The 25,746-nt window shown below is 64.8% G+C and carries 26 protein-coding genes; 12 read left to right on the forward strand and 14 right to left on the reverse strand.

What is annotated here, in order from left to right; all coding sequences use genetic code 11:
• The first annotated feature begins 21 nt into the window (after nucleotides 1-21).
• On the forward strand, nucleotides 22-690 hold the full coding sequence (locus VSR34_RS18655) for an OmpA family protein (protein WP_342963180.1): 669 nt from the start codon (nucleotides 22-24) through the stop codon (nucleotides 688-690).
• 40 nt (nucleotides 691-730) lie between these two features.
• On the opposite strand, the gene VSR34_RS18660 is transcribed toward VSR34_RS18655, so the two are convergent.
• Nucleotides 731-1,213 (reverse strand): Lrp/AsnC family transcriptional regulator, encoded by a 483-nt coding sequence (locus VSR34_RS18660; RefSeq protein WP_028202732.1) that lies wholly within the window; start codon nucleotides 1,211-1,213, stop codon nucleotides 731-733.
• Nucleotides 1,214-1,599: 386 nt separating this feature from the next.
• Between VSR34_RS18660 and VSR34_RS18665 the strand changes: the two genes are divergently transcribed.
• The gene (locus VSR34_RS18665; RefSeq protein ID WP_028231315.1) at nucleotides 1,600-2,226 is read left to right on the forward strand and encodes a LysE family translocator; all 627 of its coding nucleotides are present in this window, start codon (nucleotides 1,600-1,602) and stop codon (nucleotides 2,224-2,226) included.
• Nucleotides 2,227-2,288: 62 nt separating this feature from the next.
• Here VSR34_RS18665 and VSR34_RS18670 read toward each other — a convergent pair whose 3' ends face one another.
• From VSR34_RS18670 to VSR34_RS18680, 3 genes are all read right to left on the reverse strand, one after another.
• Entirely contained in the window at nucleotides 2,289-3,380 is a 1,092-nt protein-coding gene (locus VSR34_RS18670; protein ID WP_342963181.1) for a DUF2242 domain-containing protein, read from the reverse strand.
• A gap of 297 nt (nucleotides 3,381-3,677) precedes the next feature.
• A complete protein-coding gene (locus tag VSR34_RS18675; protein WP_028209782.1) occupies nucleotides 3,678-5,033 on the reverse strand; it encodes an APC family permease in 1,356 nt (451 codons plus the stop codon).
• Between the two features lie 117 nt (nucleotides 5,034-5,150).
• On the reverse strand, nucleotides 5,151-5,981 hold the full coding sequence (locus VSR34_RS18680; protein ID WP_342963182.1) for a carbon-nitrogen hydrolase family protein: 831 nt from the start codon (nucleotides 5,979-5,981) through the stop codon (nucleotides 5,151-5,153).
• A gap of 129 nt (nucleotides 5,982-6,110) precedes the next feature.
• Here VSR34_RS18680 and VSR34_RS18685 point away from each other — a divergent pair, with 129 nt between their 5' ends.
• A complete protein-coding gene (locus VSR34_RS18685; RefSeq protein ID WP_342963183.1) occupies nucleotides 6,111-6,971 on the forward strand; it encodes a LuxR C-terminal-related transcriptional regulator in 861 nt (286 codons plus the stop codon).
• Here the strand turns inward: VSR34_RS18685 and VSR34_RS18690 are convergent.
• The 5 genes from VSR34_RS18690 to VSR34_RS18710 all read right to left on the reverse strand — a co-directional run bounded on the left by VSR34_RS18690 (nucleotide 6,968) and on the right by VSR34_RS18710 (nucleotide 9,880).
• Nucleotides 6,968-7,399, reverse strand: coding sequence for a rubredoxin (locus tag VSR34_RS18690; RefSeq protein WP_081715803.1), 432 nt, complete (start codon nucleotides 7,397-7,399; stop codon nucleotides 6,968-6,970). The genes VSR34_RS18685 and VSR34_RS18690 overlap by 4 nt on opposite strands.
• Nucleotides 7,400-7,439: 40 nt before the next feature.
• Nucleotides 7,440-7,568, reverse strand: a complete 129-nt coding sequence (locus tag VSR34_RS18695) for a hypothetical protein (protein ID WP_255217789.1) — start codon at nucleotides 7,566-7,568, stop codon at nucleotides 7,440-7,442.
• Between the two features lie 287 nt (nucleotides 7,569-7,855).
• Nucleotides 7,856-8,455, reverse strand: coding sequence for an FUSC family protein (locus VSR34_RS18700; RefSeq protein ID WP_238327596.1), 600 nt, complete (start codon nucleotides 8,453-8,455; stop codon nucleotides 7,856-7,858).
• Between the two features lie 165 nt (nucleotides 8,456-8,620).
• A complete protein-coding gene (locus tag VSR34_RS18705) occupies nucleotides 8,621-9,034 on the reverse strand; it encodes a DoxX family protein (protein WP_028209777.1) in 414 nt (137 codons plus the stop codon).
• 120 nt (nucleotides 9,035-9,154) lie between these two features.
• A complete protein-coding gene (locus tag VSR34_RS18710; RefSeq protein ID WP_342963184.1) occupies nucleotides 9,155-9,880 on the reverse strand; it encodes a pirin family protein in 726 nt (241 codons plus the stop codon).
• Nucleotides 9,881-9,992: 112 nt separating this feature from the next.
• Between VSR34_RS18710 and VSR34_RS18715 the strand changes: the two genes are divergently transcribed.
• The 3 genes from VSR34_RS18715 to ahpF all read left to right on the forward strand — a co-directional run bounded on the left by VSR34_RS18715 (nucleotide 9,993) and on the right by ahpF (nucleotide 13,666).
• Nucleotides 9,993-10,901 carry a LysR family transcriptional regulator gene (locus tag VSR34_RS18715; RefSeq protein WP_028209775.1) on the forward strand — a complete coding sequence of 303 codons (909 nt, stop codon included), beginning with the start codon at nucleotides 9,993-9,995 and terminating at the stop codon, nucleotides 10,899-10,901.
• 425 nt (nucleotides 10,902-11,326) lie between these two features.
• Complete coding sequence (ahpC, locus tag VSR34_RS18720) at nucleotides 11,327-11,890, forward strand: alkyl hydroperoxide reductase subunit C (RefSeq protein WP_028209774.1); 564 nt, start codon at nucleotides 11,327-11,329, stop codon at nucleotides 11,888-11,890.
• A gap of 174 nt (nucleotides 11,891-12,064) precedes the next feature.
• Nucleotides 12,065-13,666, forward strand: coding sequence for an alkyl hydroperoxide reductase subunit F (gene ahpF / locus VSR34_RS18725; RefSeq protein WP_028209773.1), 1,602 nt, complete (start codon nucleotides 12,065-12,067; stop codon nucleotides 13,664-13,666).
• Between the two features lie 125 nt (nucleotides 13,667-13,791).
• On the opposite strand, the gene VSR34_RS18730 is transcribed toward ahpF, so the two are convergent.
• From VSR34_RS18730 to mprF, 4 genes are all read right to left on the reverse strand, one after another.
• Nucleotides 13,792-14,079, reverse strand: a complete 288-nt coding sequence (locus tag VSR34_RS18730; protein ID WP_202905066.1) for a HigA family addiction module antitoxin — start codon at nucleotides 14,077-14,079, stop codon at nucleotides 13,792-13,794.
• A gap of 7 nt (nucleotides 14,080-14,086) precedes the next feature.
• The gene (locus VSR34_RS18735; RefSeq protein ID WP_342963185.1) at nucleotides 14,087-14,335 is read right to left on the reverse strand and encodes a type II toxin-antitoxin system RelE/ParE family toxin; all 249 of its coding nucleotides are present in this window, start codon (nucleotides 14,333-14,335) and stop codon (nucleotides 14,087-14,089) included.
• 133 nt (nucleotides 14,336-14,468) lie between these two features.
• Nucleotides 14,469-15,851 (reverse strand): AcvB/VirJ family lysyl-phosphatidylglycerol hydrolase, encoded by a 1,383-nt coding sequence (locus VSR34_RS18740; RefSeq protein WP_342963186.1) that lies wholly within the window; start codon nucleotides 15,849-15,851, stop codon nucleotides 14,469-14,471.
• Nucleotides 15,848-18,457, reverse strand: coding sequence for a bifunctional lysylphosphatidylglycerol flippase/synthetase MprF (mprF, locus tag VSR34_RS18745; protein WP_028209772.1), 2,610 nt, complete (start codon nucleotides 18,455-18,457; stop codon nucleotides 15,848-15,850). Before mprF ends, VSR34_RS18740 begins: the two co-directional genes overlap by 4 nt.
• A gap of 447 nt (nucleotides 18,458-18,904) precedes the next feature.
• Here mprF and VSR34_RS18750 point away from each other — a divergent pair, with 447 nt between their 5' ends.
• Nucleotides 18,905-20,068: a porin gene (locus tag VSR34_RS18750; protein ID WP_028209771.1), complete on the forward strand. Its 1,164-nt coding sequence runs from the start codon at nucleotides 18,905-18,907 to the stop codon at nucleotides 20,066-20,068.
• Between the two features lie 93 nt (nucleotides 20,069-20,161).
• Here VSR34_RS18750 and VSR34_RS18755 read toward each other — a convergent pair whose 3' ends face one another.
• Nucleotides 20,162-20,575, reverse strand: coding sequence for a DUF2917 domain-containing protein (locus VSR34_RS18755; RefSeq protein WP_051381433.1), 414 nt, complete (start codon nucleotides 20,573-20,575; stop codon nucleotides 20,162-20,164).
• 550 nt (nucleotides 20,576-21,125) lie between these two features.
• Between VSR34_RS18755 and VSR34_RS18760 the strand changes: the two genes are divergently transcribed.
• The 5 genes from VSR34_RS18760 (at nucleotide 21,126) to VSR34_RS18780 (ending at nucleotide 25,660) form a co-directional block, all read left to right on the forward strand.
• Complete coding sequence (locus VSR34_RS18760; protein ID WP_081715801.1) at nucleotides 21,126-21,398, forward strand: hypothetical protein; 273 nt, start codon at nucleotides 21,126-21,128, stop codon at nucleotides 21,396-21,398.
• Nucleotides 21,379-22,107, forward strand: a complete 729-nt coding sequence (locus VSR34_RS18765) for a GntR family transcriptional regulator (RefSeq protein ID WP_028209769.1) — start codon at nucleotides 21,379-21,381, stop codon at nucleotides 22,105-22,107. The genes VSR34_RS18760 and VSR34_RS18765 overlap by 20 nt, the downstream gene beginning before the upstream one ends.
• Nucleotides 22,108-22,568: 461 nt before the next feature.
• Nucleotides 22,569-23,816: a formyl-CoA transferase gene (frc, locus tag VSR34_RS18770; RefSeq protein WP_028209768.1), complete on the forward strand. Its 1,248-nt coding sequence runs from the start codon at nucleotides 22,569-22,571 to the stop codon at nucleotides 23,814-23,816.
• Between the two features lie 14 nt (nucleotides 23,817-23,830).
• Complete coding sequence (locus VSR34_RS18775; protein ID WP_028231324.1) at nucleotides 23,831-24,643, forward strand: fumarylacetoacetate hydrolase family protein; 813 nt, start codon at nucleotides 23,831-23,833, stop codon at nucleotides 24,641-24,643.
• Nucleotides 24,644-24,715: 72 nt separating this feature from the next.
• Nucleotides 24,716-25,660 carry a hypothetical protein gene (locus tag VSR34_RS18780; protein ID WP_342963187.1) on the forward strand — a complete coding sequence of 315 codons (945 nt, stop codon included), beginning with the start codon at nucleotides 24,716-24,718 and terminating at the stop codon, nucleotides 25,658-25,660.
• The last annotated feature ends 86 nt before the right edge of the window (nucleotides 25,661-25,746 follow it).

Here is a 25,746-nt window from a genome sequence, read left to right on the forward strand (position 1 = left end):
ACCGCAATCCGGCAACCCCGCATGCACATGCCTTCCGAAAAAGACCTGCCGCTCACGGCGCAATTCGATCATGCCGATGACGGAGGCGGCGAATCCCATTCCGGCCGCTGGCTGATTTCCTACGCGGACTTGATCACCACGTTAATGGTGCTGTTCCTCGCGCTATACGCAATGCAGCTCGCCAAGCATAAGGAATCCGAAATTCGTACGGCGGCGCAACGGACCAGCACGCCGGCACCCGCAGACAAAGTGCCACCCGTCGATCAGGCGTTGCTCGCCTCGCTCGAAGCGCTGCGCGAGCGCGGCGAGATCACGATCGTGCCGGCGGCGCGCGGCGTGGAAATCGGCATCAACGCGAAGATCCTGTTCAACGCGGGCGATGCCACGCTGCTGCCCGAATCGCTCGGCGTGCTGGCCCGCATCGCCGAAGTGCTGCGCGCGGCGCCGGTGGGCAATATCCTCGTGGAAGGGCACACCGACAGCACGCCGATCTCGAACGCGAAATACGCGTCGAACTGGGAGCTTTCTTCAGCGCGCGCGGGCGCCGTGGTGCGCTATCTCGCCGAGCGCGGTATCGAGCCTCACCGGCTCGCCGCGATTGGCCGCGCTGATAACTATCCGCTCGTGACGGGCAGCGACCCCGCGAGCCGCGCGTTGAACCGGCGCGTGACACTGATCGTGCAGCGCTGAGTCTGCCGGATATCAATCGTTCGGACGCCGAAGTAAAACATCAAACCTGCATGGACGGAACATCCTTCATGCAGCGCAACGCGAACATCGACCGGCTGTGCCGAATGCTCGAGATGCGATAGAGCTTCTCGCGCAGAAAGCGCTCGTAGCCGGCGGTGCCATCCACGGCCACCTTGATCCAGTAGTCGTATTCGCCGGAGACGAGATAGGCCTCCAGCACTTCGGGCAGCGCCGCGAGCTCGGCGCCGAACCGCGCGAGCGCGTCGTCTTCGTGACGATCGAGCGTCACTTCCAGAATCACGATATCGGCGTAACCCAGCTTTTGCTGGTTCACGAGCGCGACATAGCCGTCGATGTAGCCATCGGCTTCGAGCTGGCGCGTGCGGTTCCAGCACGCGGTGGTGGACATGCCCACCTGCTCGGCCAGTTCGGCGTTCGAAAGTCGGGCGTTTTTTTGCAGGGCGCTCAGGATCTTGCGATCCTGGTTGTCGAGCGCTTTGGGCGGGCGTTCACGTGGGCTCATGAGTCGAAAAGAATTTTGTACAGGTGAAGGCGATTTTAGCGGAACGTGCTTCCGCACATTGACGGTTTTCACCGGAAAACAGGAAGCCTATACAGGCTTTTGCCCGGTATATTTTCTCCATGCCTCTTGCCCGGCACGACCCACGCGGCTATCTCGCTGCGCTGGGGTGCGCCGCCGCAGCCACAAGCTGCAGCGGTCCGTCAGGGCCCGTCTTCCGCTGCACCAGCGGCGGCCAACCGGGCGTTGCGCGCGTTCACCACGCAGCCAGCAATGTCCGGCCGGGCAGATGGCATTCGAAGACCGCGCGCTCACCCGGTCTTTGGTCGCCCCGTTTTTCGTCATATCGAGCGCTTCCCGTCACAACGCCTTCACCAGCACGCCCAGCAATGTCGATCCCGCTGTATCTGTCTTTTTTCGCCGCCGCGCTCGTACTCGTCTACACACCCGGTCCTGTCAACGTGCTCACCATGAGCCAGGCCCTTCAGGCCGGCTGGCGCGGCGCGCTGCCGTGCGTCTGGGGCGGCACGCTCGCCGTGCTGCTCCAGCTTGCGCTGACGGCGCTGTGCCTCAACTCGCTGCTGCTCATCAGTGAGCATTCACTTACGGTTCTGCGGTGGCTGGGCGCGGCTTATCTCGTCTGGTTGGGCTGCAAGCAATGGCGCAGCCGCTCGCTCGCGGGCGCGAACGCGCCGACGGAAGCCGATGGCGCTAGCCGCCGCGATCTGTTCTGGCGCGGATTTGCGACGTCGGGACTCAATCCGAAGACGCTGCTGTTTTTCCCTTCGTTTTTCCCGCAGTTCATGAGCGCCGAGGCGCCCTGGAGCGCCAACCGTCAGTTTTTTCTGCTGGCCGCGACGTTCGTGCTGCTGTTCGCAGGCGGCGTGGCTTCGATGGCCTTGATTTCACACCGGCTGCGCCATGTGCTGCGGCGGCCGAAGCGCCTGCGCGCCGTGAATCGGCTGATGGGGAGCCTGCTCGTGGGGATGGGCGCGATGATGGCCGGCTTGCGCTGAGCGCGACGAGCCGTTTGTAGGCGTAGCGCCGGTTTGCCGCGCTATGTCGATGGGAACAGTGCTTAAGGCGTGGCCGTAGTACCCGCGGTCGATGCAGTCGGCGCTGTGGAGATCGCCGCGGCTGCCGGAGCGGTCGCCGCCGCGCTCTGGGTCGCGGTCGTCGAAGCGAGCGTTTGCGCCGTCTTCGCGCTGCCCGCAGCGGCATTCGCCGTGGCCGGCGTCGCAATGGGCGCGGAAGCGGCCGCCGGCGGCGTCGCGTTGTGAGTGGTCACACTCGCCGTAAGCGCCGCACCTGGAGCGTTTGCCGAAACGGAGGCCGGCGCGCCGATGATCGCCGCCGCAGCCGCCGTGGCGTGGTCGACCGGGAGGGCTGGCGCGGCATGCGCCGACACGACCGGCGCAGCCGGAACCGCGTCGTTGTGCAGGACCGCCGCACCGGTTGCCGCAGCTGCCGCTGTGGCCGCGGGCGCTGCGGAACCCACGCTGGCCGCGGCGGGCGCGGCGCTCACTGCGGCGGTGGCAGGCTCGAGGGGCGGTGGCAGCGGCGAGACCTTGATTGCGCCGCTGCCCGGTACGGGCTCGCTTTTCGCCGAGGCGTTCAGATAGCGCCCCACCAACTCGAAGAAGCGCGTATAAAACGGCCCCGACTGGATCGTCTCGCTCGAAATTCTGACCATCTCGTCGCTGTTCGAGCGGATGGGCAGGGAGACCGACCCCAGAATCGAGAGCCCCACGCTCGCCGAGGTGTCGCTCTTCTTGAGCGCGTAACCGTTCTGTACGGCGTTCACGTACACCATGCTGGTATTGCTCGCGTCGCCGGGCGTACAGACCACATGCACTTCCACGACGATGTGCTGATCCGCGGTCGGCTGGAAGTTCTTGGTGGCATCGACGGTGTCATTGCGCGCCATCGTCGTCATGTAGCCCTGGCTCAGCAGCGCGCGGCGCGATGCTTCGCAGGCGTCGGCGCTCGCATAGTTGAAGCTGCGCGCGAACTGGCTCGACCCGCTGCTCAGGAGCTGGTCTTCCTGGAATTTCGGACTGGGCGAAGAACACGCGCCGAGCGAAGCGGCCAGCGCCACCGTAACGGCGGTGAGGGCGGCTATGCGAAGCGGCACGGGCAGGAGAGGGACGGCTTTGGAAAAACGGGACATGTTCGGGGCCAAACAGGGCAGGAATGCGGCATTGCATCGGACGGGATGCATTGTAGTTCGGTTCCGCTGCGCGTGACCGAATGCTCAATATATCGAAAGCTGCCCGAAGGATTCGCGGCTCGCGCCTCGCGATGCGAAAAAAAAGGCGGCGAGCGAAGTGAAAGCCCCGCGTGGCGGCGCGGCTGGCGGCGCTGGATTAGCGAGCGCGCGGAAATGCCGGCTGCACCGCACTATGTCAAAAAAAACGGCTAGCGCCCGTTGCAGAGGACGCTCGCCGTTCTTGCTTCAACACGCGCCTTACACCGCCATTTCCGGCGGCGCCTGACGGAAGCACCGCGTGATCCAGCCGAGGTACACGAGGCCTAACACGAACCAGATCGCGCCGAGCACGATCGCGGTCTTTTCGAGGCTACACAGCAGCCAGATATCGGTCACGGCGCCGATCAGCGGGAACACCACGCCGCCGAGAATGCCGAATCCGCGCGAGCCCGCCGCGCCGCTGAAATACTGGCGGATCACGCACAGGTTCACCGCAGTGAACGCGAGGAACGCGCCGAAGTTGATGAACGACGTCGAGGTGGCCACGTCGAGCTTCAGCGCGACCAGACCGATCACGCCGGCAATGGCGATGTTGATCGCGGGCGTGCGAAAACGCGGGTGAATGTAGCCGAAGATCGACTTGGGCAGCACTTCGTCGCGGCCCATTGCATAGAGCAGCCGGCCGACGCTGGCCTGCGCCGAGATGCCCGAGGCGAACTGCGCGAGGATCAGGCCCGCGAGGAAGATCGTCACGAAGATATCGCCGCCCACCTTGCGCGCGATTTCGAACGCCGCCGAATCGGGATCCTTGAACACCGCGCCCGGATGCGCGAGCTGCAGCGTGTACGCGGCGATCACGAAGATCGCACCGCCCACCAGCGCGATCAGCACGATGGCGCGCGGAATCGTTTTTTCTGGCTCGATGGTTTCCTCGGTGAGCGTGGAAACCGCATCGAAGCCGAGGTACGAGTACGCGGCGATCGCGGCGCCGGCCATCGTGGCCGAGAGCGGCACGTGCGGCTGGAAGAACGGCTGCGCCGAGATGAGACCGCCGGGGCCCGCGGCTGCGGAGGCGTAGTGGAAGCAGAGGACTACGAACATTGCCGTAATGCCGAGCTGCACGATCATCAATACGATGTTGAAGCGCGCCGCGAGTTCGATGCCGACGACGTTCAGTGCGCTCGTGAGCACGATGAACGCGACGATCCAGATCCACGTGGGCACGCTGGGAAACGCGGCGCCGAGATAGGCCGCGCCGATCAGCCAGATCACCATCGGCAGGAAGAAGTAATCGAGCAGCGTGGCCCAGCCGATCATGAAGCCGAGATGCGAATTGAAGCTCTTGCGCGTGTAGGTATAGGCCGAACCTGCCACCGGAAAGAGCCGCGCGAGCTTGCCGTAGCTGAGCGCCGTGAACACGATGGCGATGAGCGCGATGAGATACGCGAGTGCGGCGGTGTCCTGGCTTGCGCCGGCGAGCACGCCATAGGTGCCGTAGACGATCAGCGGCGCCATATAGGCAAGGCCGAACAGGAGCACGGACGGCAGGCCGAGCGTGCGCTTGAGGTGCGGTTCGTGAGCGCCGCGTTCATGCGACGGCGAGGCAGGCTTCATGATGCAGTTGTCTCCAGGGTGCTGCGGATTTGACGGGCATGGGCGTGCCTGGCCGGCCGCGAGTGGCGGCTGGCCGGCGCGCCCGTTACGGGGCTTGTTACCTGAGTTGCTGCGCCTTTAGCGCGTGCGCGGGCGGATGCCGAGCGAGCGGCGGCCTTGCGCGTCGTTCTCGTCGACGAGATCGAGCGCAATGCGTGCGTCATGCAGATAGCTGTAGTGCTCGCGGCTTTGCGCGAGCAGCGCGCGGTCCACCTCGGCATGCAGCACCGCGTCTTCGTTTTTCAGTTCGCAGAGCACGTCGCCGAACGGGCTCACGAGTGCCGTCTCGCCGGGGAACGTGAGGTCGTCGTCGCCGTCGCCGATGCGGTTCACGAGCGCCGCGAACATCTGGTTCTCCATGGCGCGCGCAACGATGGCGCGGCGATGCACGGGGCCGAACGGGTCCATGTTGCCGTTCGTGACGACGAGCATTTCCGCGCCGAGCGAGGCCACGGCGCGCGCCGTTTCGGGAAATTCGATGTCGTAGCAGATGAGCAGGCCGACGGTCGTGCCCTTGAATTCGCACACCTCATAGCGGTCGCCGGGCGTGAACACGCCCACGTCCGTGGCCCACAGGTGCGTCTTGCGGTAGCGCAGTGCGATCTCGCCGCGTTCGTCGATCAGGACAGTCGTGTTGTAGAAGCGCTCGCCTTCGCGTTCGGCAAGGCCTACCGCCACGCCGATGTTCGCGGCGCGCGCGGCGTCGCGAACTTTGGAGAGCGAGGGGCCGTCGAGCGTTTCGGCCACGTCGCGCACGTTCTCGCGCGTGGGAAAGCCGGTGAGCGTGGCCTCGGGGAAGACGATGAGATCGCTGCCCTCGCGGCGCCTGGCGATAGCATCGAGCACGCGGGCCAGGTTGGGAGCGACTGCGCCGTCCACTAGCGGGATCTGCGCGAGTTCGAGTTGCATGCTTGTCTCCTCTTTGTTTATGACGTAAAGCACCGCGTGGGCGTCAGGAGCGGCTATTATCGCCACGTTATTTTTGTCCAGGAATTACCCACCCGGGGTACCCTGATCGGAGGACGCATGGAACCCCTCATGGAAAACAACTGGCACGACCGCGCGTTCCACCACCATATCGCGACGCTGATCGACGCCCTCGACGGCCCCGATTTCTGGACCCGCATGACGCGCGTAATCGAGCGCTTCGTCGCGTTCGACAACTGGGTGGCGCTCGTCTTCCGGCGCGATCGCGCACCGCTCGTCTGCGCCGAGTCGCCGATGCCCGACGGCACCGTGGATCGCTTGTTCCGCGCGTATCTGGAGGGGATGTACCTGCTCGATCCGTTCTATATCCACGCGAGCGAAAAGCCGCGCGCGGGGCTCGTCACGCTCGCCGAAGTCGCGCCCGACAACTTCCGCATGACGGACTACTATCAGCGCTATTTCAAGAGCAACATCATCGGCGACGAAGTGCAGTTCAACTTGCCCGTCGATGGCGAGCGCACGCTGATTTTCTCGTTGGGCGCAAAGCACCATTACACGGAGCGCGATATTGCGCAGTTCGCGATGTTCGCGCCGTGGGTGGTCGCGCTCATGAAACAGCGGCTTGCCTATGAGACGTTCGCCGAGGGTGCCGCGGAGGCCGTGGCGTCCGATTCGGTCGAAGCCGGGAGCGCGGCGCAACAGGGGCAGTTGAGCGAGGCAGGCTTTGCGAGCCGCATCGAGTCGGTCACGCAGCAAAGCGGACGCGTGGCGCTCACGGCGCGCGAGATCGAAGTGGTGCGTTTGAGCCTGAGCGGCTTTTCCACGCGCGCGATTGCGGAACGGCTCGACATCTCGTTCGAGACCGTGCGTGCGCACAAGAAGCACATTTACGCGAAGCTCGGGGTGAGTTCGCAGTCGGAGTTGTTCGCGCTCTTCTACGAGCCGCTCGGGCGCATGAGCGCCGCACTTTAGAACTCGACCAGCGCGAAATCTTCCTTGCCCACGTCGCAGAGCGGGCAGCGCCAGTCGTCGGGCACGTCGGCCCAGCGAGTGCCGGGGGCGAGGCCGTCGTCGGGTGCGCCGGCCGCTTCGTCGTAGACCCAGCCGCAGATCACGCAGACCCATTGCTTGAGGCCGGCGTCGGCGTTGTCTTCAGCGCCGGCGGCGGACGAACCGGCGTTTGCGTGCGCTGCTTCGGGTGCAGCGCTTTCGCGCGGCGTGTCGAGCGCGACCACGAGCGGCGCAGCGGTGCTCTCGCGCAAGGCGAGCTTCGCTTGCAATGTGGCGAGCAGCGCGGCAGCTTCTTCGGAGGTGAGGTCGATCCAGTAGGGATCGCCCGCGCCGTCATTGAGGCGTTCGGGGGAGAACTGGATTTCGAGGGCGACGCCTTTCTTGTACATGAGCAAAAACGATTGGCTTAGCGTTCCGCACGCGCTGCGCTCACAGGAAGTAGCGGAACAGCAGCGAAGCCGCGATGCCGGCGGCGGCGATCACCGTGAGCATCTGTAGCAGCGTGATCGACTTGCTGGACTTGGCGTTCGGTGCGGCGGGACGGGTGGTGGTGTTCATAGGATGAAATGGCGGCGTGAATTGCGTTCTCGATGCGCCGTCATTCCGCCATGGCGGAACGGCGCGGCGGGGGAGTTTCGCACGATTTCGCGTTGAATGGGCGTTTTGGGCGGCGGCTGCGCGCATGCGCCGCAGGATTCGCCGCGCGCGCATTCGGACATTCCGCCACCGGCAGCCTTCGCCGCACAGCGGCACAGATTATTGCCGCTAATCCCGGGCGCGATTCCTGAGCACGCGGAGATGGACTATTTCGCGGCAGTTGAGAGCGCGGCGCAGATCGAGCGCGCTCAGATATGCAGCCAGCGCTGCTCGATCCAGGAGAACAGCCACGACACCGGCACCGCGCACGCCATGCCGATGGCGACCTGGGCCACGCGAATGAGTGCGACGTCCCACACGGGGCCGTTCATGGGCACCAGCAGCACGATGGTGGTGGTGATGGCGCCTAGCCGCGCGGCGGTGCTGACGCTCAGGCACCAGCAGCCAATGATCACGACGCTCACGGCCACGAGGTAGGCCGCGAGATTCTCGGGGCCGAGCACGGCCGTCGCGAGGCCCACGATGCCGCCCGCAATCGCGCCGATGAACTGGTCGCGCGACTGCGCGAGCGTGTCCGCGTAGTCGTGCTGCGTGACGGCGATGGCCGTGATCACGGCCCAGAACGCCTGTTGCGTGTGGAGCGCGCGGCCGATGCTGTATGCGAGGCCCGCTGCGCATACGGCGCGTAGCGCCATGAGCGCGCCCTGCACGACGCGGCTCTTGAGCGGCAAGCGCTTGAGCGTACTCACCGCCGTTTGCTGGAGCGAGGTGAGATAGGCGAAGAGGTTGTCTTGCGGGTCGTGCATCGAAAGGCCAACGTTGGGAATGGCGGGCGCGTTACGAAGCATATCAAGCCGTGTTCCCGATGCGCGAATCGACGGGTAGGCGATGCACGCGCAACGGTTTCGCAGCATAGCGCGGGGGAAAGCCTTCGGCGTCGCGCCAGAAGCGCAAAAAGAGCGCGATGCCCTCGAGCATCGCGCCTTTTCGCAGCCAGGGCCGTGCGTGACTTCCTACTTCCGGTCGATCGAAATCCCACCGGGACCCGTCACCGCGAGCGCGAGCAGGCCGCCCGCGATGCTGATGTTCTTGTAGAAGTTGATCATGTTCGCCATTTGGTCGGCGCCGGTCATGGTCCAGAAATGATGGCCGATGAACGCCGTCGCGACGGTGTAGATCGCGAGCAGCACCGCGAGCGGCCGCGTGTAGAAGCCCACGAGAATCAGGATGCCGACCACGAATTCCATGATCACGGCGATGACGGCCGAAAGCATCGGCACGGGCGCGCCCACGTGCGCCATGTAGCCGACCGTGCCCGAAAAGCCGGTGATCTTGGACCAGCCGAACAGGATGAACAGGGACGTCAGCAGGATGCGCGAAACCAGCAGCACGACGTGATTGCCGGGCCCGAAAAGGTTGTATCGCATGGTTATCTCCCAAGAAGAATTATTGACGGTTCACTACGTATGACTTCGCGCTTGCCGGACGGCGGGCCGCCTTCACTCGCTTTCAGCGGTCCGCCGCGCTCGGGTCAACGCACGGCAATCTTACGACCAGAGCTCCGACACTTCGATATTACGCAGTTCGAACACCAGGACCTCCGCATCGTGTCCGTCGCTGAAGCTCAATTCGCGCTCGGAGCGGATGCGCGCGCCGTCGCCTTCGCCGAGTTCCACGCCGTTCAGCTTCACGCTGCCGCGCGCCACATGAACGTAGACGTAGCGGTCTGCGCCGACTTCGAGCTTCGCCGTTTCGCTGCCGTCGAGCCGGCCGGCATAGACGCGGGCGTCCTGGCGCAGCAGCAGGGAATCCTCGGCGCCGTCCGGCGAGAGGATCAGGCGGAACTTCCCGCGCTTTTCCTCATCGGCGATGTGCTTCTGCTGATAGCGCGGCTGCGCGCCCTTCACGTTCGGTGCAATCCAGATCTGCAGGAAGTGCACCGGATCGTTGGCCGAGTGGTTGAACTCGCTGTGCGCGACCCCGGTGCCGGCGCTCATCAGCTGCACGTCGCCGGGGACGATCACCGAGCCCGTGCCCATCGAGTCCTTGTGCTCGAGCGCGCCTTCCAGCACGTACGAGAAGATCTCCATGTCGCGGTGCGGGTGCTTGCCGAAGCCGCGCGCCGGGGCCACGCGGTCGTCGTTGATCACGAGCAGGTCCGAGAAGCCGACTTGCTTCGGATCGTAATAGTTGGCAAAGGAAAACGTATGACGCGAGCTGAGCCAGCCATGTTCGCCGCGGCCGCGTTGGTCTGCCTTGCGAAGTTCGATCATTTTCCGTCTCTCCGTTGTGAATCGGTTGCGATGGAAAGGATTGTAGGTCAATCAAATCGTAGTGAATCGACGTAAAATACGACTCACTGTCACTCTTCAGTGGACAATTGGGATGCAACTCGACGACATGCGGATCTTCGTGAACACCGTGGATGCGGGCAATTTCACGGCGGCGGCGCACCGGCTCCGGCTTTCCAAGCAGTTCGTGAGCCGGCGCGTGGCGGCGCTGGAGGCGGACCTGGGCGCGCGCCTGCTCGTGCGCAACACGCGCAAGCTGGCGGTCACCGACCTGGGCCAGGACTTTTACGAGCGCGCGAAGCGCATTCTCGCGGACGTGGCCGAGGCCGAGCAGGCCATGTCGGACCGGCGCAGCGAACCGCGCGGGCTCCTGAAAGTGAGCGCCCCGATGTCGTTCGGCATGGCGCATCTGTCGCCGCTCGTCGCCGAATTTCTGCGCGACCATCCGGACGTGCGCTTCGACATGGACCTGAGCGACCGCACCGTCGACGTGATCGGCGAGGGCTTCGACATGGCATTGCGCATCGGGCGCCTCGCGGACTCCACGCTGGTCGCGCAAAAGCTCATCGACGTGCGCATGATGGCCTGCTGCAGCCCCGGCTACCGGCGCCGCCGGCGCGCGCCCCAAACGCCCGCGGACCTCGCGCAGCACGCCTGCCTGCCTTATGGGCAGCAGGGCCGCGCGCCGTGGGAATTCATCGTCGATGGCGTGCGCACGCCGTTCGAAGTCCATGGGCCGCTGCGCGCGAACAACGGCGAGGTGATCCGCGATGCGGCCGTTGCCGGGCTCGGCATCTGCTATCTGCCGGACTTCATCGTGGCGGGATCGGTAGATGCGGGCTTGCTCGTCGAGGTGCTCGAGCCGTTCATGCCGCCGCCCAACGCGCTCCATGCGCTGTATCCGCAGCATCGTGAAGCTTCCGTGACGATTCGCGCGTTCACGCAATATCTGCGCGAGCGGCTCACGGCCCGTGCGGCGACTGCGCGCGGCGGCGCGCTTTGACGCAGCAAACAAGCGCGGATCTTGCAGAAGGGCAGTTGCGCCTGCATCTAACGCGTAAACGTTCGAGCCCGCGAGCGCAGGCAATGCGGAACCGAACGCCTGCCGCGGCGCTCACACTGAAAGCAGGGCATTCCCGGATTCGTCCCGGTTCCACAGTGGCAACACGAATGCCCCCGGATTCATCAGGCACGTGAGGCGCACTGTCGCACTTTCGTTGTATGCTCACCGCCCCGAGGGTTGCTCGGGCCGCTCGAAGCGCGTTCGACGCGGGCATGGAATCCCCTGCTGGCGGGCATCCGGGCAATGTCATGGGGCCCGATAGGCAGGGTTTATACCGGCGATCAAAGCAACCAATTTTTCAAACGGACGCGGTTCCCGTAACCTGTGTCCATACCTTTTCCCAACCCAGAGCGAGGAAACAACGCATGTCTCTCATCAACACGCAAGTCAAGCCGTTCAAGGCAACCGCATACCACAACGGTAAGTTCGTTCCGGTCTCTGAAGATAATCTGAAGGGCAAGTGGTCGGTTGTCGTGTTCTACCCGGCCGACTTCACTTTCGTGTGCCCCACGGAACTCGGCGACCTGGCTGACCAGTACGCGGAATTCCAGAAGCTGGGCGTCGAAATCTACGGCGTCTCGACCGATACGCACTTCACGCACAAGGCGTGGCACGACACGTCGGAAACCATCGCCAAGATCAAGTACCCGCTGGTCGGCGACCCGACGGGCGCGATCACGCGCAACTTCGACGTGATGATCGAAGAAGAAGGCCTGGCGCTGCGCGGCACGTTCGTGATCAACCCGGAAGGCGAGATCAAGCTGTGCGAAATCCACGACAACGGCATCGGCCGTGACGCCAAGGAACTGCTGCGCAAGGTGCAAGCTGCCCAGTACGTGGCATCGCACCCGGGCGAAGTCTGCCCCGCCAAGTGGACGCCGGGCGCTGAAACGCTGAAGCCGTCGCTCGACCTCGTCGGCAAGATCTAAGCGTCGCAGTTTTCATGCGATCGCCCTGATCGCATGACGCTTCAGATATCCAGCAGGACTTCAAAGCTGTAAATCGAAGCTGTAAATCCGGGCCGCGCCCTCGCGGCCTGCGGCCCGGACGCATCCCAAGCCTCAAGGCATTCCCCCGCTTCTTCTCCAGCCGGAAATAACGCCATGCTCGACGCCAATATCAAAGATCAACTCAAAAGCTACCTCGAAAAAGTCACGCAGTCGATCGAGATCGTTGCGTACCTGGACGACGGCGAGAAGTCGCAGGAACTGCAGCAACTGCTGCAGGACATCGCATCGCTTTCGAATCGCATCGGCTACGAAGAACGCCGTGGCGCCGCAGCCGGCGACGCGCGTACCCCTTCGTTCGACATCAAGCGCGCGAACTCCGACGTGAAGGTGACGTTCGCGGGCATTCCGATGGGCCACGAATTCACGTCGCTCGTGCTCGCGCTGCTCCAGGTGGGCGGCCACCCGGTCAAGCTCGAAAACGAAACCATTGAACAGGTGAAGGCGCTCGACGGCGTGTTCTCGTTCGAAGTCTACATGTCGCTGTCGTGCCAGAACTGCCCGGAAGTCGTGCAGTCGATCAACGCGATGGCCACGCTCAACCCGAACGTGCGGATCGTCACGATCGATGGCGCGCTCTATCAGGACGAAGTCGAGAAGCGCCAGATCATGGCCGTGCCGACCATTTACCTGAACGGCGAAGTGTTCGGCCAGGGCCGCATGGGCGTCGAGGAGATTCTCGCGAAGCTCGACACCGGCGCATCGGCGCGTGCCGCCGAAAAACTGAACCAGAAGGACGTATTCGACATGCTCATCGTCGGCGGCGGCCCCGCAGGCGCGGCGGCTGCGATCTACGCGGCGCGCAAGGGTATTCGCACCGGCGTGCTGGCCGAGCGTTTTGGCGGGCAGGTGCTCGACACGATGGCGATCGAGAATTTCGTCTCGGTCACGGAAACGGAAGGGCCGAAGTTCGCGATGGCGCTGGAGCAGCACGTGCGCGCCTATGACGTCGACATCATGAATTTGCAGCGCGCCGAAGCGCTCGTGCCCGCGGGCAACGGCTTCGAAGTGCGCACGCAAAGCGGCGCGACGCTGCGCGCGAAAAGCGTGGTGCTTGCAACCGGCGCGCGCTGGCGCAACGTGGGCGTGCCGGGCGAGCAGGAGTACAAGAACAAGGGCGTGGCTTACTGCCCGCATTGCGACGGGCCGCTCTTCAAGGGCAAGCGCGTGGCGGTGATCGGCGGCGGCAACTCGGGCGTGGAAGCGGCGATCGACCTGGCCGGCATCGTGAGCCATGTCACGCTGCTCGAATTCGGCGCGCAACTGCGTGCGGACGAAGTGCTCCAACGCAAGCTGCGCAGCCTGCCGAACGTCACGGTGCACGTGAACGCGCAAACCACGGAGATTTCCGGCGACAGCCAGAAGGTCACCGGCCTTGCGTATCTCGAGCGCACGACGGGCGAGAAGCGTCACGTCGAACTCGAAGGCGTGTTCGTGCAGATCGGTCTCGTGCCGAACACGGAATTCCTCAAGGGCACGGTGGCGCTCTCGAAGCACGGCGAGATCGAAGTGGACGCGAAGGGACAGACGTCGGTGCCGGGCGTGTTCGCCGCGGGCGACGTGACGACCGTGCCGTTCAAGCAGATCGTGATCGCCGTGGGCGAGGGCGCGAAGGCATCGCTTGGCGCATTCGAATACCTGATCCGCTCGTCGGCGGAGCAGGAAGAGGATGCGAAGGCTACGCCTGTGGTCGCGTAAGCGAAGGTTTGCAGTAGTCTCTCTTTACGCCGGCTTGCGCCGGCGTTTTTTTGGGGGGCTTCATGCCGCCGACTTCCCGTACGGCAGCCCGCTCGTGCGGGACAGAGCGAGTTCGCGCCCGCGGCCTACGCGGCCAAGGGCCGTAGATCCGATAGATCGGCGTTTCGAGCGGCTTCCTCCAGATCGTAGTCGCTCTGAAGGGTCATCCAGAATTGCGGCGTAGTCCCGAATACAATCGACAGACGCAGCGCCGTGTCGGCGGTTACGCTGCGTGCGCCATGGACAATCTCGTTGATGCGTCGCGGCGGCACCTTCATGGCGCGAGCGAGCGCGTTCTGGCTCATCTCCATCGGCGTGAGGAATTCTTCCTGCAAGACTTCGCCGGGATGGACGTTTCGGAGTCTTTTCATCATCCGCACCTCAGTGGTAGTCGACGATTGTCACGTCGTGGGCGTGGCCGCCGTGCCACCGGAAACATACCCGCCATTGGTCGTTGATGCGGATACTGTGCTGGCCGGTGCGATCACCGTTCAGTGCCTTGAGACGGTTGGCCGGCGGGATGCGCAAGTCTGCGAGATTTTGCGCGGCATTCAGTATGCGCAGTTTACGGCGCGCCACCTGCTGGACATCGACTGGGAGCCGACGTGACTGCGCCCCGGACCAGATCAAATGCCGTTTCTCTGTCGCGGAAGTTCTGGATCGCCATGCCAAAGCATAACGCCATGCGTCATATGTCGCATGGCGTTATAGTTGGCGAAAGTCTGTCCGCCGTCAAGCGAACGGCGATAAACTGCCCGCTCCCTTACCCCCGCGCCGCAATTTCCCTCTTCCACCCCGCGATGATCTTGCCGGCCAGTGCGTTGTAGTCGCCGTCGAAGTGATGGTCGCCGCTGGTCTTCACGACGTCGATGCCGGTGTTCACGAGCGCCGGGCACAGCGTGTCTTTCTCGCCCGCGCCATACACGCATTGCACGATCGAAGGCGGCACCTTCGCAATCTCGGGGCGCACCTGGAGCGCCTTGTCGCTTGCCGGCATGCCGAGCCAGCCCGTCACGCGAATCTGGAAGTCCGCGTCCGGTGCGAAGCCGAGCAGCGACATATACGACACCTTCGCGCGCAGCGCATCGGGCAGACGGCTGTAGGCGAACGGCATCACGTCCGCGCCGAACGAGTAGCCCACGAGCGCAATGTGCTGCGCGTGCCAGCGCGAGCCGTAGGTCTTCAGCACGCGTGCGAGATCGTGGCTCGTTTGCGCAGGCGTCTTTTCGCTCCAGAAGTAACGCAGCGAGTCCCAGCCGATCACGGAAACGCCTTGCCTTTGCAGCGCTTCCGCAATCGTCTTGTCGAGATCGCGCCAGCCGCCGTCGCCCGAGATCACCACCGCGAGCATGTCGGTGGGGTGCGCCGCGGGCAATTCGACGAGCGGCAGGTCCGATACGTCCTCTTCGCTCTCGGTCACGACGCGCAGATGACTCGATGTGAGCGCAACGATCTTGTCGGCATCGGCGATAGTTGCAGCGAACCGCGCCACGCCGGTTGCGACATCATTATTTGTTGCGCGCGCATCTTTCGTCGTCACGCCCTGCTCGAAAAAGCCGGGCAGCCCGGTGCCGCGCGAGAGCTTGGGATCGGCGGGGCACGGCGCGAAGCGCGGATCGAGCGTCGCGGCCGGGTCGAGCGACACGGCGCCCGCCATCGTGTTCGCGGGCGCCTGCGCAAGCATGCGCTGCGCAATGAGCGCGCCTTCCCCGCTGCCGATGGCGATCGGCGCGTAGTACTCGCTCGATCCCAACTGGCGTTCGAGCTGGTGGCTCAACGCTTCCGCGTCGCCGTAGAGCTTGTGGCAGGTCTCGTTTTTCACGGCGGCGAGGTTGTTCGCGTAGCGCTCGGTCTCGACGCCCACGACGAGCGCGCCATGCTGCGCGAGCGCGTCGGCGCGCGCCTGGTCGGCTGCGCTCCACTGCTTGTCCGCCGAGAACAGCACCGCGAAACCGCGCATCGCGCCGGTGGGCTTCGTCACGGCGACTTCGCCGTAACGGCCGCCTGGGACATGCATCGTCGCGGTGGAAGCGGGCGTCGAGGTCGGCGTCGAAGCGGCATTGGCGTGTGCTGCGAATAATGCGAGCAAGGCTGTGCCCGCTGCCGCGCCTGCAATGCGCGGCAGCGTGGGAATACGGAATGTCATGAGCGCCAGCCTCCTGCCAGCAGCGATAGATCGGCGAGGGTGATGAACACGCTGATCGAGCCCGAGGCGGCCAGATAGCGCGGCTCCCAGCGCGGCGCGAACTTGTTCTTGAAGCCGCGCAGCCCCCGGAAGTTGTAGAAACGGCCGCCGAAGCGCCAGATGAAGCCCGCGAGCCGGTGCCACGACGAAGCGAGCGGCGACGGACCCATGCCCGAGAGCGGCGCCATGCCGAGCGAGAGCGACTGGTAGCCCGCGGCCTTCAGGTGCAGCGCGAGTTGCGTGAACAGATACTCCATCGCGTAGGGCGAAGCGCCCGGCAGATGGCGCATGACGCCCACGGTCGCGTCGGTGTTGAGGTCGGTCGTCATGAAGGTGACGAAGGCGAGCGGCTCGCCGTTCTGGCGGACGAGCAGCACCGACTGGGCGGCGAGATAGTCGTCGTCGAACGCGGCCACCGAGAAGCTCTTTTCGCGCGCTTCGCGGTCTTCGAGCCAGGCGTCGGAGATCGCGCGCAGCACCGGCAGGTTCTCGCTTATCTGCGCCGGCTCGATATGCTCGATCGAGAAGCCATCACGTTCGCCGCGCTTGAGCGCGTAACGCAGATGCGCGCGCTGCGGGCCCTTGAGGTCGAATTCCTGCAGCATCACGCGCGCTTCTTCGCCGAGCTTCATCAGCGTGAGGCCGGCGTCGAGATAGAGCGGCAGCGCGTCGGCGCGCACCTGGTAGAACGCCGCGCGCCCGCCGTGCGCGTGCGCGAGCGTGACGAATTCGCGGATCAGCGCCGGCCACTCTTCGCGCGGGCCCACCGGGTCGTGCAGCGCGGCCCACGTGCGGCCGCGCTTGGCGTACATGAGGAAGGCCTGGCGCGTGGCCGAGAAGAGGAAGCTCTTGTCGCCCATCAGCGCGAGGCCCGCGTCGCTGCGCTCCTGCGCACGCACGATGCGAGCGGCGGCTTCGAGGTCTTCGTCGGGAGGCGTCACGAAGCGGCCCGCCGCGGGGCGCAGCAGTTGCCACAGCGCGAGCGCGGCGGCGAATCCGCCTGCGCCTAGCGTCGCGCGCAGCGCGCGCGGAGCGCGGCTGTGAAAGGCGAACTGCCACCAGAGATGCTGCGAGTACTGCACGTCGCGGAACGCGAACAGCAGCACCCAGACGGCGAGCGCGATCACGCAGCCCACCGAGGCGAGCCAGGCCGGCGTGAAGCGCTCGGCGAACAGCGACGAGTGGCGGTTGAAGCGCTTGCGCGTGGCGAGAAGCAAGACGATCAGCACGCACAGCACGCCCGCTTCGACGAAGGCGAGGCCCTTGGCGAGCGAGAGCGCGAGGTTGGCCACGGCGATCACGAGCGCGAGCCACCACGCGGCGTCCAGACGCCGCAGCAGGCCGCGCGCGACGAACAGGAGCAGCACGCCGAAGAGACTGCCCATCAGCTGCGAGCTTTCGAGCACCCAGAGCGGCAAGAACGTTTGCAGCAGGGCGATGCGTCTGGAGAACGCGGGCGTGGCGCCCGAGATCACGAGCATGCTGCCGGTCACGAACGTGACGATGGCGAGAAAGAGCGGCGCGAGCTGCGAAACGCCGTCCGCGCCACGCTTCGCGAAGCGGGCGCCGAGCGGTGTCTTGAGCGCGCGGCCCTCGAACACGGCCAGGACGGCCGCCGCGAGCGCGAGCGGCGCGCCGAAGTAGATCGCGCGGTACGCGAGCAGCGCCGCCAGCACGTGGGGCGTAGGCACGCTCGGGCCGAGCGCGTAGACCATCGCGGCCTCGAACACGCCGATGCCGCCGGGCGTATGGCCGATCAGGCCGAGCAGCATGGCGGCGCAATAAACGGTGAGGAAGTCGGCGAAGCCGATGTGTCCATGCGGCATGACGGACCAGAGCGCGAGCCCGGCGCCGATCACGTCGAGCGCACCGAGCAGCAGCTGGGCGATGAGATCGCGCCGCGCGGGCACCGCGAAACGCAGCCAGGCGCGGCCAAACGGTTCGATTTCGCGCGCGCTGGCCGGGCAGAGAATCACCATCACCGCCCCGCAGCCGAGCAGCAGGCCGCCGATCAATTGCAGTTCGTCTGGCGAGAGCGGCAACAGGCCGGAGAGCGTGCCGGCCCCGCCGACCATGCCGAGGGCGGTCATGAAGACGAGCGCGAGGGCGAGCGTGACGCTCGTGAATACCGTCATACGGCCTACCTGAGCGGCGGTGACGCCCGCGCCGCCGTAGACGCGGCAGCGCACGGCGCCGCCCGTGAGCGCGCCGAAGCCCGTGACGTTGCCAAGCGCCGATCCGGCGATCGCGCCCGTCCAGAGCGCGCCGCGCGAAACACGCGCGCCGAGGTAGCGCAGGCTCACTGCGTCGCGTCCGACCAGCGCGACGAAGCTCACGGCCGTGGCAGCGAGTGCGCCGACCCATTGCGCGGGCGTGAGCGTCCAGAGCTGGCGGATCACCGAGTGGTAGTCGACCGTGCGCGAGAGATGCTCGAAGACGATCAGCAGCAGCGCGCAGATGCCGAGCGCGAACGCCGGCGCCACGAAGCGCTGCAGGCGCAGGGCACCGGCGCGGCGGCGCAGCGCCTCGAGGGCGCGCGCCGCGCGCGAAGAATGCGATTGGGACATGGATCGGCCTGGTGACTCTCTGCGTTGTCGCCGTATCGACTTGCTACAGCTTCCCCGGCGGTGACATCGCGTTTATTCGTTGCGTTTCTGGTAGGCCGGCTCTGGCGCATCCCGCCGTGAACCGGAAAATCGAGTCAAATCGTAAACATTCGGAAAGGACTAGTTAAGCTCAGCAAACGCATAGGTCTGCCCGACGGTTGACGCCCCGATGCAATAAACCGATATGGGGGCGGATGAGATTGAAGCCCTGCGTGACGGCGTTCTGCCAACCATGCCCCGCTCGATTGTTGCCGATTGTTTCCTTCAGGGCGATTCGGCAGTCGCACGAACTGGTTCGGAACGTCGTTGTTACCAAATCGAGACAGCTCATAGAATCCTTTTACAACCCTCGATGACCGAGTTAGTCTGCTTTGGTCGACAGTTGTTCTACTGCGCCAGGAGAATGACGTGAAAAGACTCGCCTTGGCTTCCCTTTCGCTGGCCACGCTCGGGGTTGCTGGCGTGGCTCAGGCACAGACCAGCGTCACGCTGTACGGCACCATCGACACATCCATCACCTACGTGAATCACGCCGAGGGCAGCAAGAATCTGTGGGCGCTCGGCAACAGCAGCTATGGAAATCTCTCCGGCTCCCGCTGGGGTTTGAAAGGCGCCGAAGACCTCGGCGGCGGCCTCAAGGCGATCTTCCAGCTGGAAAGCGGCTTCAATCCGTCTACGGGCGCGCTCGGGCAGGGCGGCAGGCTGTTCGGGCGTCAGGCGTACGTGGGCCTCACGGCGGCACAGTACGGCACACTCACGCTGGGCCGGCAGTATGACCCGCTCATCGACCTCGTTCAAGGCATTACGGCGGACAACTACTTTGGCTCCGTGTTCGCCACGGCCGGCGACGTCGACAACTACGACAACAGCTTTCGTGTGAACAACGCCGTCAAGTACACGACGCCCGTGTGGAGCGGCCTGCAGGTCGCCGCCATGTATTCGTTTGGCGGCATCGCGGGTTCGACGGGCGCGGAGCAGTCGTACTCGGCGGCGGTCAACTACACGAACGGTCCGCTCGCGCTGGCAGGCGGCTACTTCTATGCGGCGAACAGCCAGGCCACGAACGGCATCCGGACCGGCGGCTGGACGAGCACCTCGGACGGCACCTTCGACGGCCCGATCAACGCGGGCTACACCACGGCCCACTCGCTCGCCATCGCACGCGCGGCGGCGCAATACCAGTTCGGCCAGTTCACCTTCGGTCTCGGTTACAGCAATGCGCGCTACGCGCCGGACGGCAGTTCGGTGTTCCACGACACCCAGAAGTACAACACCGGGCAGGGGTTCATGAACTACCAGCTGAGCCCCGCGCTGCTGCTGGGAATCGGCTACAGCTATACGCACGCCAATGGCGACACGACGGCGAGTTATCACCAGGTCTCGCTCGGTGCCGACTACAGCCTTTCCAAGCGCACCGATCTCTACATGACGGCCGCGTGGCAGCACGCGAGCGGCGATACCGGCGATGGCCTGGGCGGCTCGATGCCGGCCGAGGCCTCGATCGGCTCCTATGGCTACTCGGGCACGTCCAATCAGACGATTGTGAACTTCGGGCTGCGGCACAAGTTCTGATCCAGCAACTGAGCTTGCGACGCCGGATGCGCCAGTCGGACGGCACATCCGGCGTTTTCACGTGCCTTGTCGCTTACGGTGCGTCGCCGTCACTCACGCCTTGCGCGGGCGCCGTAGCGTGAGCAACGCAAGCCACGCCGCGAGGCGCTCCGTGCCGCGTCGCACGCCGGCGAACGGTGGCCGCCACGCACTCGTGAGCGTCACGCGCGCGGGCAAGGCGGCCTCCGTGCTGAGCCAGATGCGCTCGCCGCGCTCGAGCCTGAGCGTCTCGCCCGGTTTGAGCCAGTAATCGTAAGGCGAGCGGGCGCGCGTCACCCACACCGGGGCCACGTGAATGCGCAGCGTGGCCGATGCGGTCACGCGCCAGGTGAGCGTAAGCTGTGGCGGCACGGCGAAGTGAATCGATTGCGCGGGCAACGGGTCGTCGAAGAAGTCGATTGCGTCTGCAACGGGCTGTGCGGCGGCCTGCGGATCGGACTGAAAAGCGGGCGGAAAAGCGCTATCCATCGTTTTCTCCAGTTTTGGAGCCGACAAACGGAGCGCTGCCACCCTGAAAAACAAAAAGCCCCGTCGATGCCGGCGGGGCTTGTGATTTGCGTGACGACAGACTGCTAGTACGCACACCCTCCCCATGGATGACCCGTTCGGGTTTTCCACGGATGATTCATCGTGTTTGCGATGACGAAGAGGCGGGAGGCGGTGTGCATGGGTCGAGTGTGCGGGGCGCCCGTCTGCTCTGTCAACCGGAAATGCTCACATGGCCGTGCAGTCGGAATTCCTGTTGCGCGCGCGTCTCGTTTAGACCTTCGCCATCATATGATCGTGCCCTCCGAAGTCATATGCCCTTGCCGCAGGTACCCACTTCTCTCTAGCATTAGGTATTAGCAGGCGAAATCCGGCTCGGTCATGTTGCCAAGTGAGGGAGCGGGCGCCGACGACGTCCCGAAGTGTTGTGTGGAAACGACTGTATCTGATATATCACATACAGAATTTTGACTTTTGTCGCGATGCAACATACCATTGAGTTATTCGATTACTCAATCATGCGGAGCTTCAAATGGATTTCGTTTCTCTCGCGCTCTTCGGTGCAGCGGTCGTGGGTCTGGGCGCTGCCGCTACTGTCATGATCGCCAGATGGCTGCCACAGTCCGCTATCGAGCAGGCTGCGCAGCACGGCCGCTTTGCCGGTTTGGGTGAGGCGCCGCGTGGAAAGCCGGCGAATCGAGGTCGATTCGGAGCGCGATATGGATGGCAATTCGGAGCACAATTCGGTTCGCGCATCCGTCCGCAGGTCGGGAAAGAGGGAATCAATGTCGTCAGAACAAACTGAAGCTGTAGCAACCCGGGAAGCGGCGCCGCTCAAGCTGGCGCTGCAGCCCATCAACGCAACGCTGAGCCTGCGTGATCAGGCGTATGCCATGCTCCGCCAGGCCATTGCCGACGCCGACATCTACCAGTCGCGCGAGGAAATCCGCCTCGACGAGCGCGTACTGAGCGAATCGCTCGGCGTGAGCCGCACGCCGGTGCGCGAGGCCATGACGCTGCTCGAGCAGGAAGGCTTCCTGCGCATGGTGCCGCGCCGTGGCATTTATATCGTGCGCAAGAGCAAGCGCGAGATCGTCGAGATGATCCAGATGTGGGCGGCGCTCGAAAGCATGGCCGCGCGTCTCGCCACATTGCATGCCACCGACGAGGAAATCGCGCGGCTGCGCCACATGTTCGACGACTTTCGCGACAGCACGCCTGCGGAGCACATCGCCGAATATTCGGACGCCAACATCGCGTTCCACCAGGCGATCGTCGAACTTTCCAAGTCGCAGATCATTCTGGACACGATCAAGAACATCTTCGTCCACGTGCGTGCGATTCGCCGCATGACGATTTCGCAGAGCGACCGGGCTTCGCGCTCAATCGTCGATCACTTGCGCATTATCGAGGCGCTGGAAAAGCGCGACACCGAACTGGCGGAAAAGCTCGTACGCCAGCACTCGCTCGATCTTGCAGCCTATGTGGAGAAGAACTGCGATTTCCTTGATTGAGGCAGGCTGTGCCTGCTTCTTCGATCGCGTCGATGACGTCGATCAGCGCGAAACGGGAGACTGGAAAGTCTCCCGTTTTCCGTTTACGGCCTTGGCGCATGAACCGCGAGGTTGACCGGCTTTATGCGCATCAATTTTAGGCAAGCGGTGACCCATCCGGCCCTTGACGGCCATTCTTCATGCTGTATCTCGGAAATCAGCATTGCCGTGCCCTCGTGGTTTTCCCTTGTGTGCAGTGCATCAAACTCGCTGGGCTCTCGCCGAACCCAAGCGCGATAAGCCTCCGAGGCTAGCCTGGTGGATTCCCGACGAGCAAATTGCCTCTTGCTTCGTTCTGATATATCACATACCGTATTGCTCAAGGACGCAGATGTCGCGCCATCGCGCGAAATGCCTCTGCCCACGCAACCCCATCGATTTTCGAAACTCGCCCGGCCACGGTTAAAACAAGGAGACATGACATGGGCAAGGCATTGAACGGCGTGCGCATCCTCGATTTCACGCACGTGCAGTCAGGACCCACCTGCACGCAGCTGCTCGCCTGGTTCGGCGCAGATGTGATCAAGGTGGAGCGCGCAGGCGCCGGCGACATCACACGCGAGCAGTTGCGCGACCTGCCGGACGCGGACAGCCTCTATTTCACGATGCTCAACGGCAACAAGCGCTCGCTCACGCTCGACACGAAGAACCCGGAGGGCAAGCGCGTGCTGGAGCGGCTCATTCGCGACTGCGACGTGCTGGTGGAGAACTTCGCACCGGGCGCGCTCGAGCGCATGGGTTTCAGCTGGGAACGCATACAGACGCTGAATCCGCGCATGATCGTCGCCTCGGTGAAGGGCTTCGGCCCTGGTCCCTATGAGGCCTGCAAGGTCTACGAGAACGTCGCGCAGTGCGTGGGCGGGGCGGCATCGACGACGGGCTTCGACGATGGCCCGCCCGTGGTGTCCGGCGCGCAGATCGGCGACAGCGGGACGGGCCTGCATCTCGCACTCGGCATCGTCACCGCGCTCTATCAGCGCACGCACACGGGGCGCGGCCAGAAGGTGCTCGCGGCCATGCAGGACGGCGTGCTCAACCTTTGCCGCGTGAAGCTGCGCGATCAGCAGCGGCTCGAGCGCACCGGCGTCATGAAGGAGTACCCGCAGTATCCCAACGACGGTTTCGGCGAAGCCGTCCCGCGCGCCGGCAACGCGTCGGGCGGCGGCCAGCCGGGCTGGATCCTCAAGTGCAAGGGCTGGGAGACGGATCCGAACGCCTACATCTATTTCATCGCGCAGGCGCCCGTATGGGATCGCATCTGCAAACTGATCGGGCGTGAAGAGTGGATCGACGATCCCGACTACGCCACCCCGAACGCGCGCCTGCCGCGCCTGAAGGCGATCTTCGAGGAGATCGAGCACTGGACCATGCACCGCACGAAATTCGAGGCAATGGCCGTGCTCAATCGTTACGACATTCCATGTGGCCCGATTCTCTCGATGAAGGAGATCGCCGCCGACGAATCGCTGCGCGCGAGCGGCACGATCGTCGAAGTGGATCATCCGGTCCGCGGCAAGTACCTCACGGTGGGCAACCCGATCAAGCTCTCGGACAGCCCGACCGAAGTCACGCGTTCGCCGATGCTCGGCGAGCACACCGACGAGGTGCTGGCCGAATTCGGCTACACGAACGACGAGATCCACGCGCTGCGGGCTTCGGGCGCGATTTGAAAAGGGAGCGAAGCATGGAAACGTGGATGCGTTTGATGGCGAGCGACGGCAGCATCGTGTTCGGTCGCGTCGAGAACGGTTACCTGCACGAATACGAAGGACTCGATCAGCCGGTGCCGACTGGCGCGGTGCTCTCGCTGCGTGCGCTCACGCCGCTCGCGCCGTGTGCGCCCGGCAAGGTGATCGCGCTCTGGAACAATTTTCACGCGCTCGCCGCGAAGCTGGAAAAGCCGGTGCCATCGCATCCGCTATTCCTCATCAAGCCGGCTGCATCGGTGATCGGTTCCGCGGAATCGATTCGGCGTCCTGCCCACTATGCGGGAAAGATCGTCTTCGAAGGCGAGCTTGGCATCGTGATCGGCAAGCGCTGTCGCGACGTGAGCGTGAAGGAAGCCGAGGCGGCGATCTTCGGCTACACGATCGTCAACGACGTGACGGCCGCCGGCCTCATCACCGAGAATCCGCACTTCCCGCAATGGTGCCGCGCCAAAGGTTTCGATACATTCTGTTGTCTGGGACCGGCGATCGTTTCGGGGTTCGCCTGGCAGCGCGCTCGCGTCGTCACGCGGCTCGATGGCGTGGAGCGGCAGAATTATCCGCTCGACGACATGGTGTTTTCGCCGGCGCAACAGGTGAGCCTCATCTCGCAGGATCTGACGCTCGAACCGGGCGACGTCATCGCGTGCGGTACTTCGCTCGGCGTAGGCTCGATCGTTGATGGCGCAACCGTCGATGTCACGATCGAAGGAATCGGCACGTTGAGCAACACACTGGCTGCCACGTGCGTTGAGGACGAGCCGCTGATCACTGCGCATGGCGTCGCCTGATTGCATCACTCGAGTGTCGACTGAAGGCATGAACGAAAGACGCGCGGCGGACATGCCGCGCGAGGAGGAGAGATGCCGGTGCAACTGGCTGGCGACCTGGCGTGGCTAGGCGCTGGCGTGCTGTTCGCATGGTTCGGCTGCGCATTCGCGCAACTGGCGGCGCTTGCGCCGGTGCGCTCGCGTCGCGTGTGGGACCTGCCTCGCTGCGTCGATCGCGCTGGAGCGTCGCACAAGCATCGGCTTGCTCCCTCGATTTCGATCGCGTTGCTGCTGACCGTACCGTTCGGCGTGCTGGCCGCCTGCTGGACCCATGCGGCCGATGCAACCGTGGCTGTCGAAGCCGGCGTGCTGGGCGGATTTTCCCTTGCACGCAGCCGTGACCTCACGCGGCGTGTGCGGATAGTGGCGCTGCTGGGCGGCGTATCGGGCGCGAGCGTCTTGATCGGCGTCTTCGCTGGCCTGGTGTTGCAGCCTGAGCGCAGTCCGTACGAACGCGTTGCGCTGTTCGTCGCCGTGGCGATTGGCGCGCTGCTGGCCGGCGGGGCGCTGAACCTGTCACGACGCGGCAAGCTGGGCAGGCATGTGCCGCCCGGCCTTGGCGACCGCGCCATGCTGAGCCTCGCGTTGCTGCTGGGCGTTGCGCTCGGCTGCGGGTTCGTGCGCGCGCGCATTTCCGCCGAGTTCGAGATTTCGGTGCTGGTCGCGGCGAGCGTACTTTACGCGGCGCTGGGCGCGCGGCTCATGAGCGGCGCGAGCCGGCAGCGGCTCGCGCGTCCTGGCGCAGCCGCCGTGACGCCGCGGGAGCGCTTCAGTGCGATGTTCAACGCGAGTTTTGCGGGCGTCCCGGACGAACTGCTCGTCGCGGCCTGCGGCGGCGGCGCGTTCGAGCCCGCGTGGCTGGCCGCGGGCGACGCGCCGCACGGCGGCGGCCGCGCGTCTCATCACGCATCGCGGGACTTGCCCAGGCGACGGCGCAGCCGTGGCGGCACGCTGCGCCAGCGACAAGGGCCGCACTGACGCCCGCAACCCATACCGCGCCGTGACCAATGAAAAGGCGGCGCCCCGAGACGCTCTGGCGACAGCGGCACACGCCGGAACGCGCA

Source organism: Paraburkholderia sp. JHI2823 (assembly GCF_038900695.1).
In the GTDB taxonomy this organism is placed as follows: domain Bacteria; phylum Pseudomonadota; class Gammaproteobacteria; order Burkholderiales; family Burkholderiaceae; genus Paraburkholderia; species Paraburkholderia mimosarum.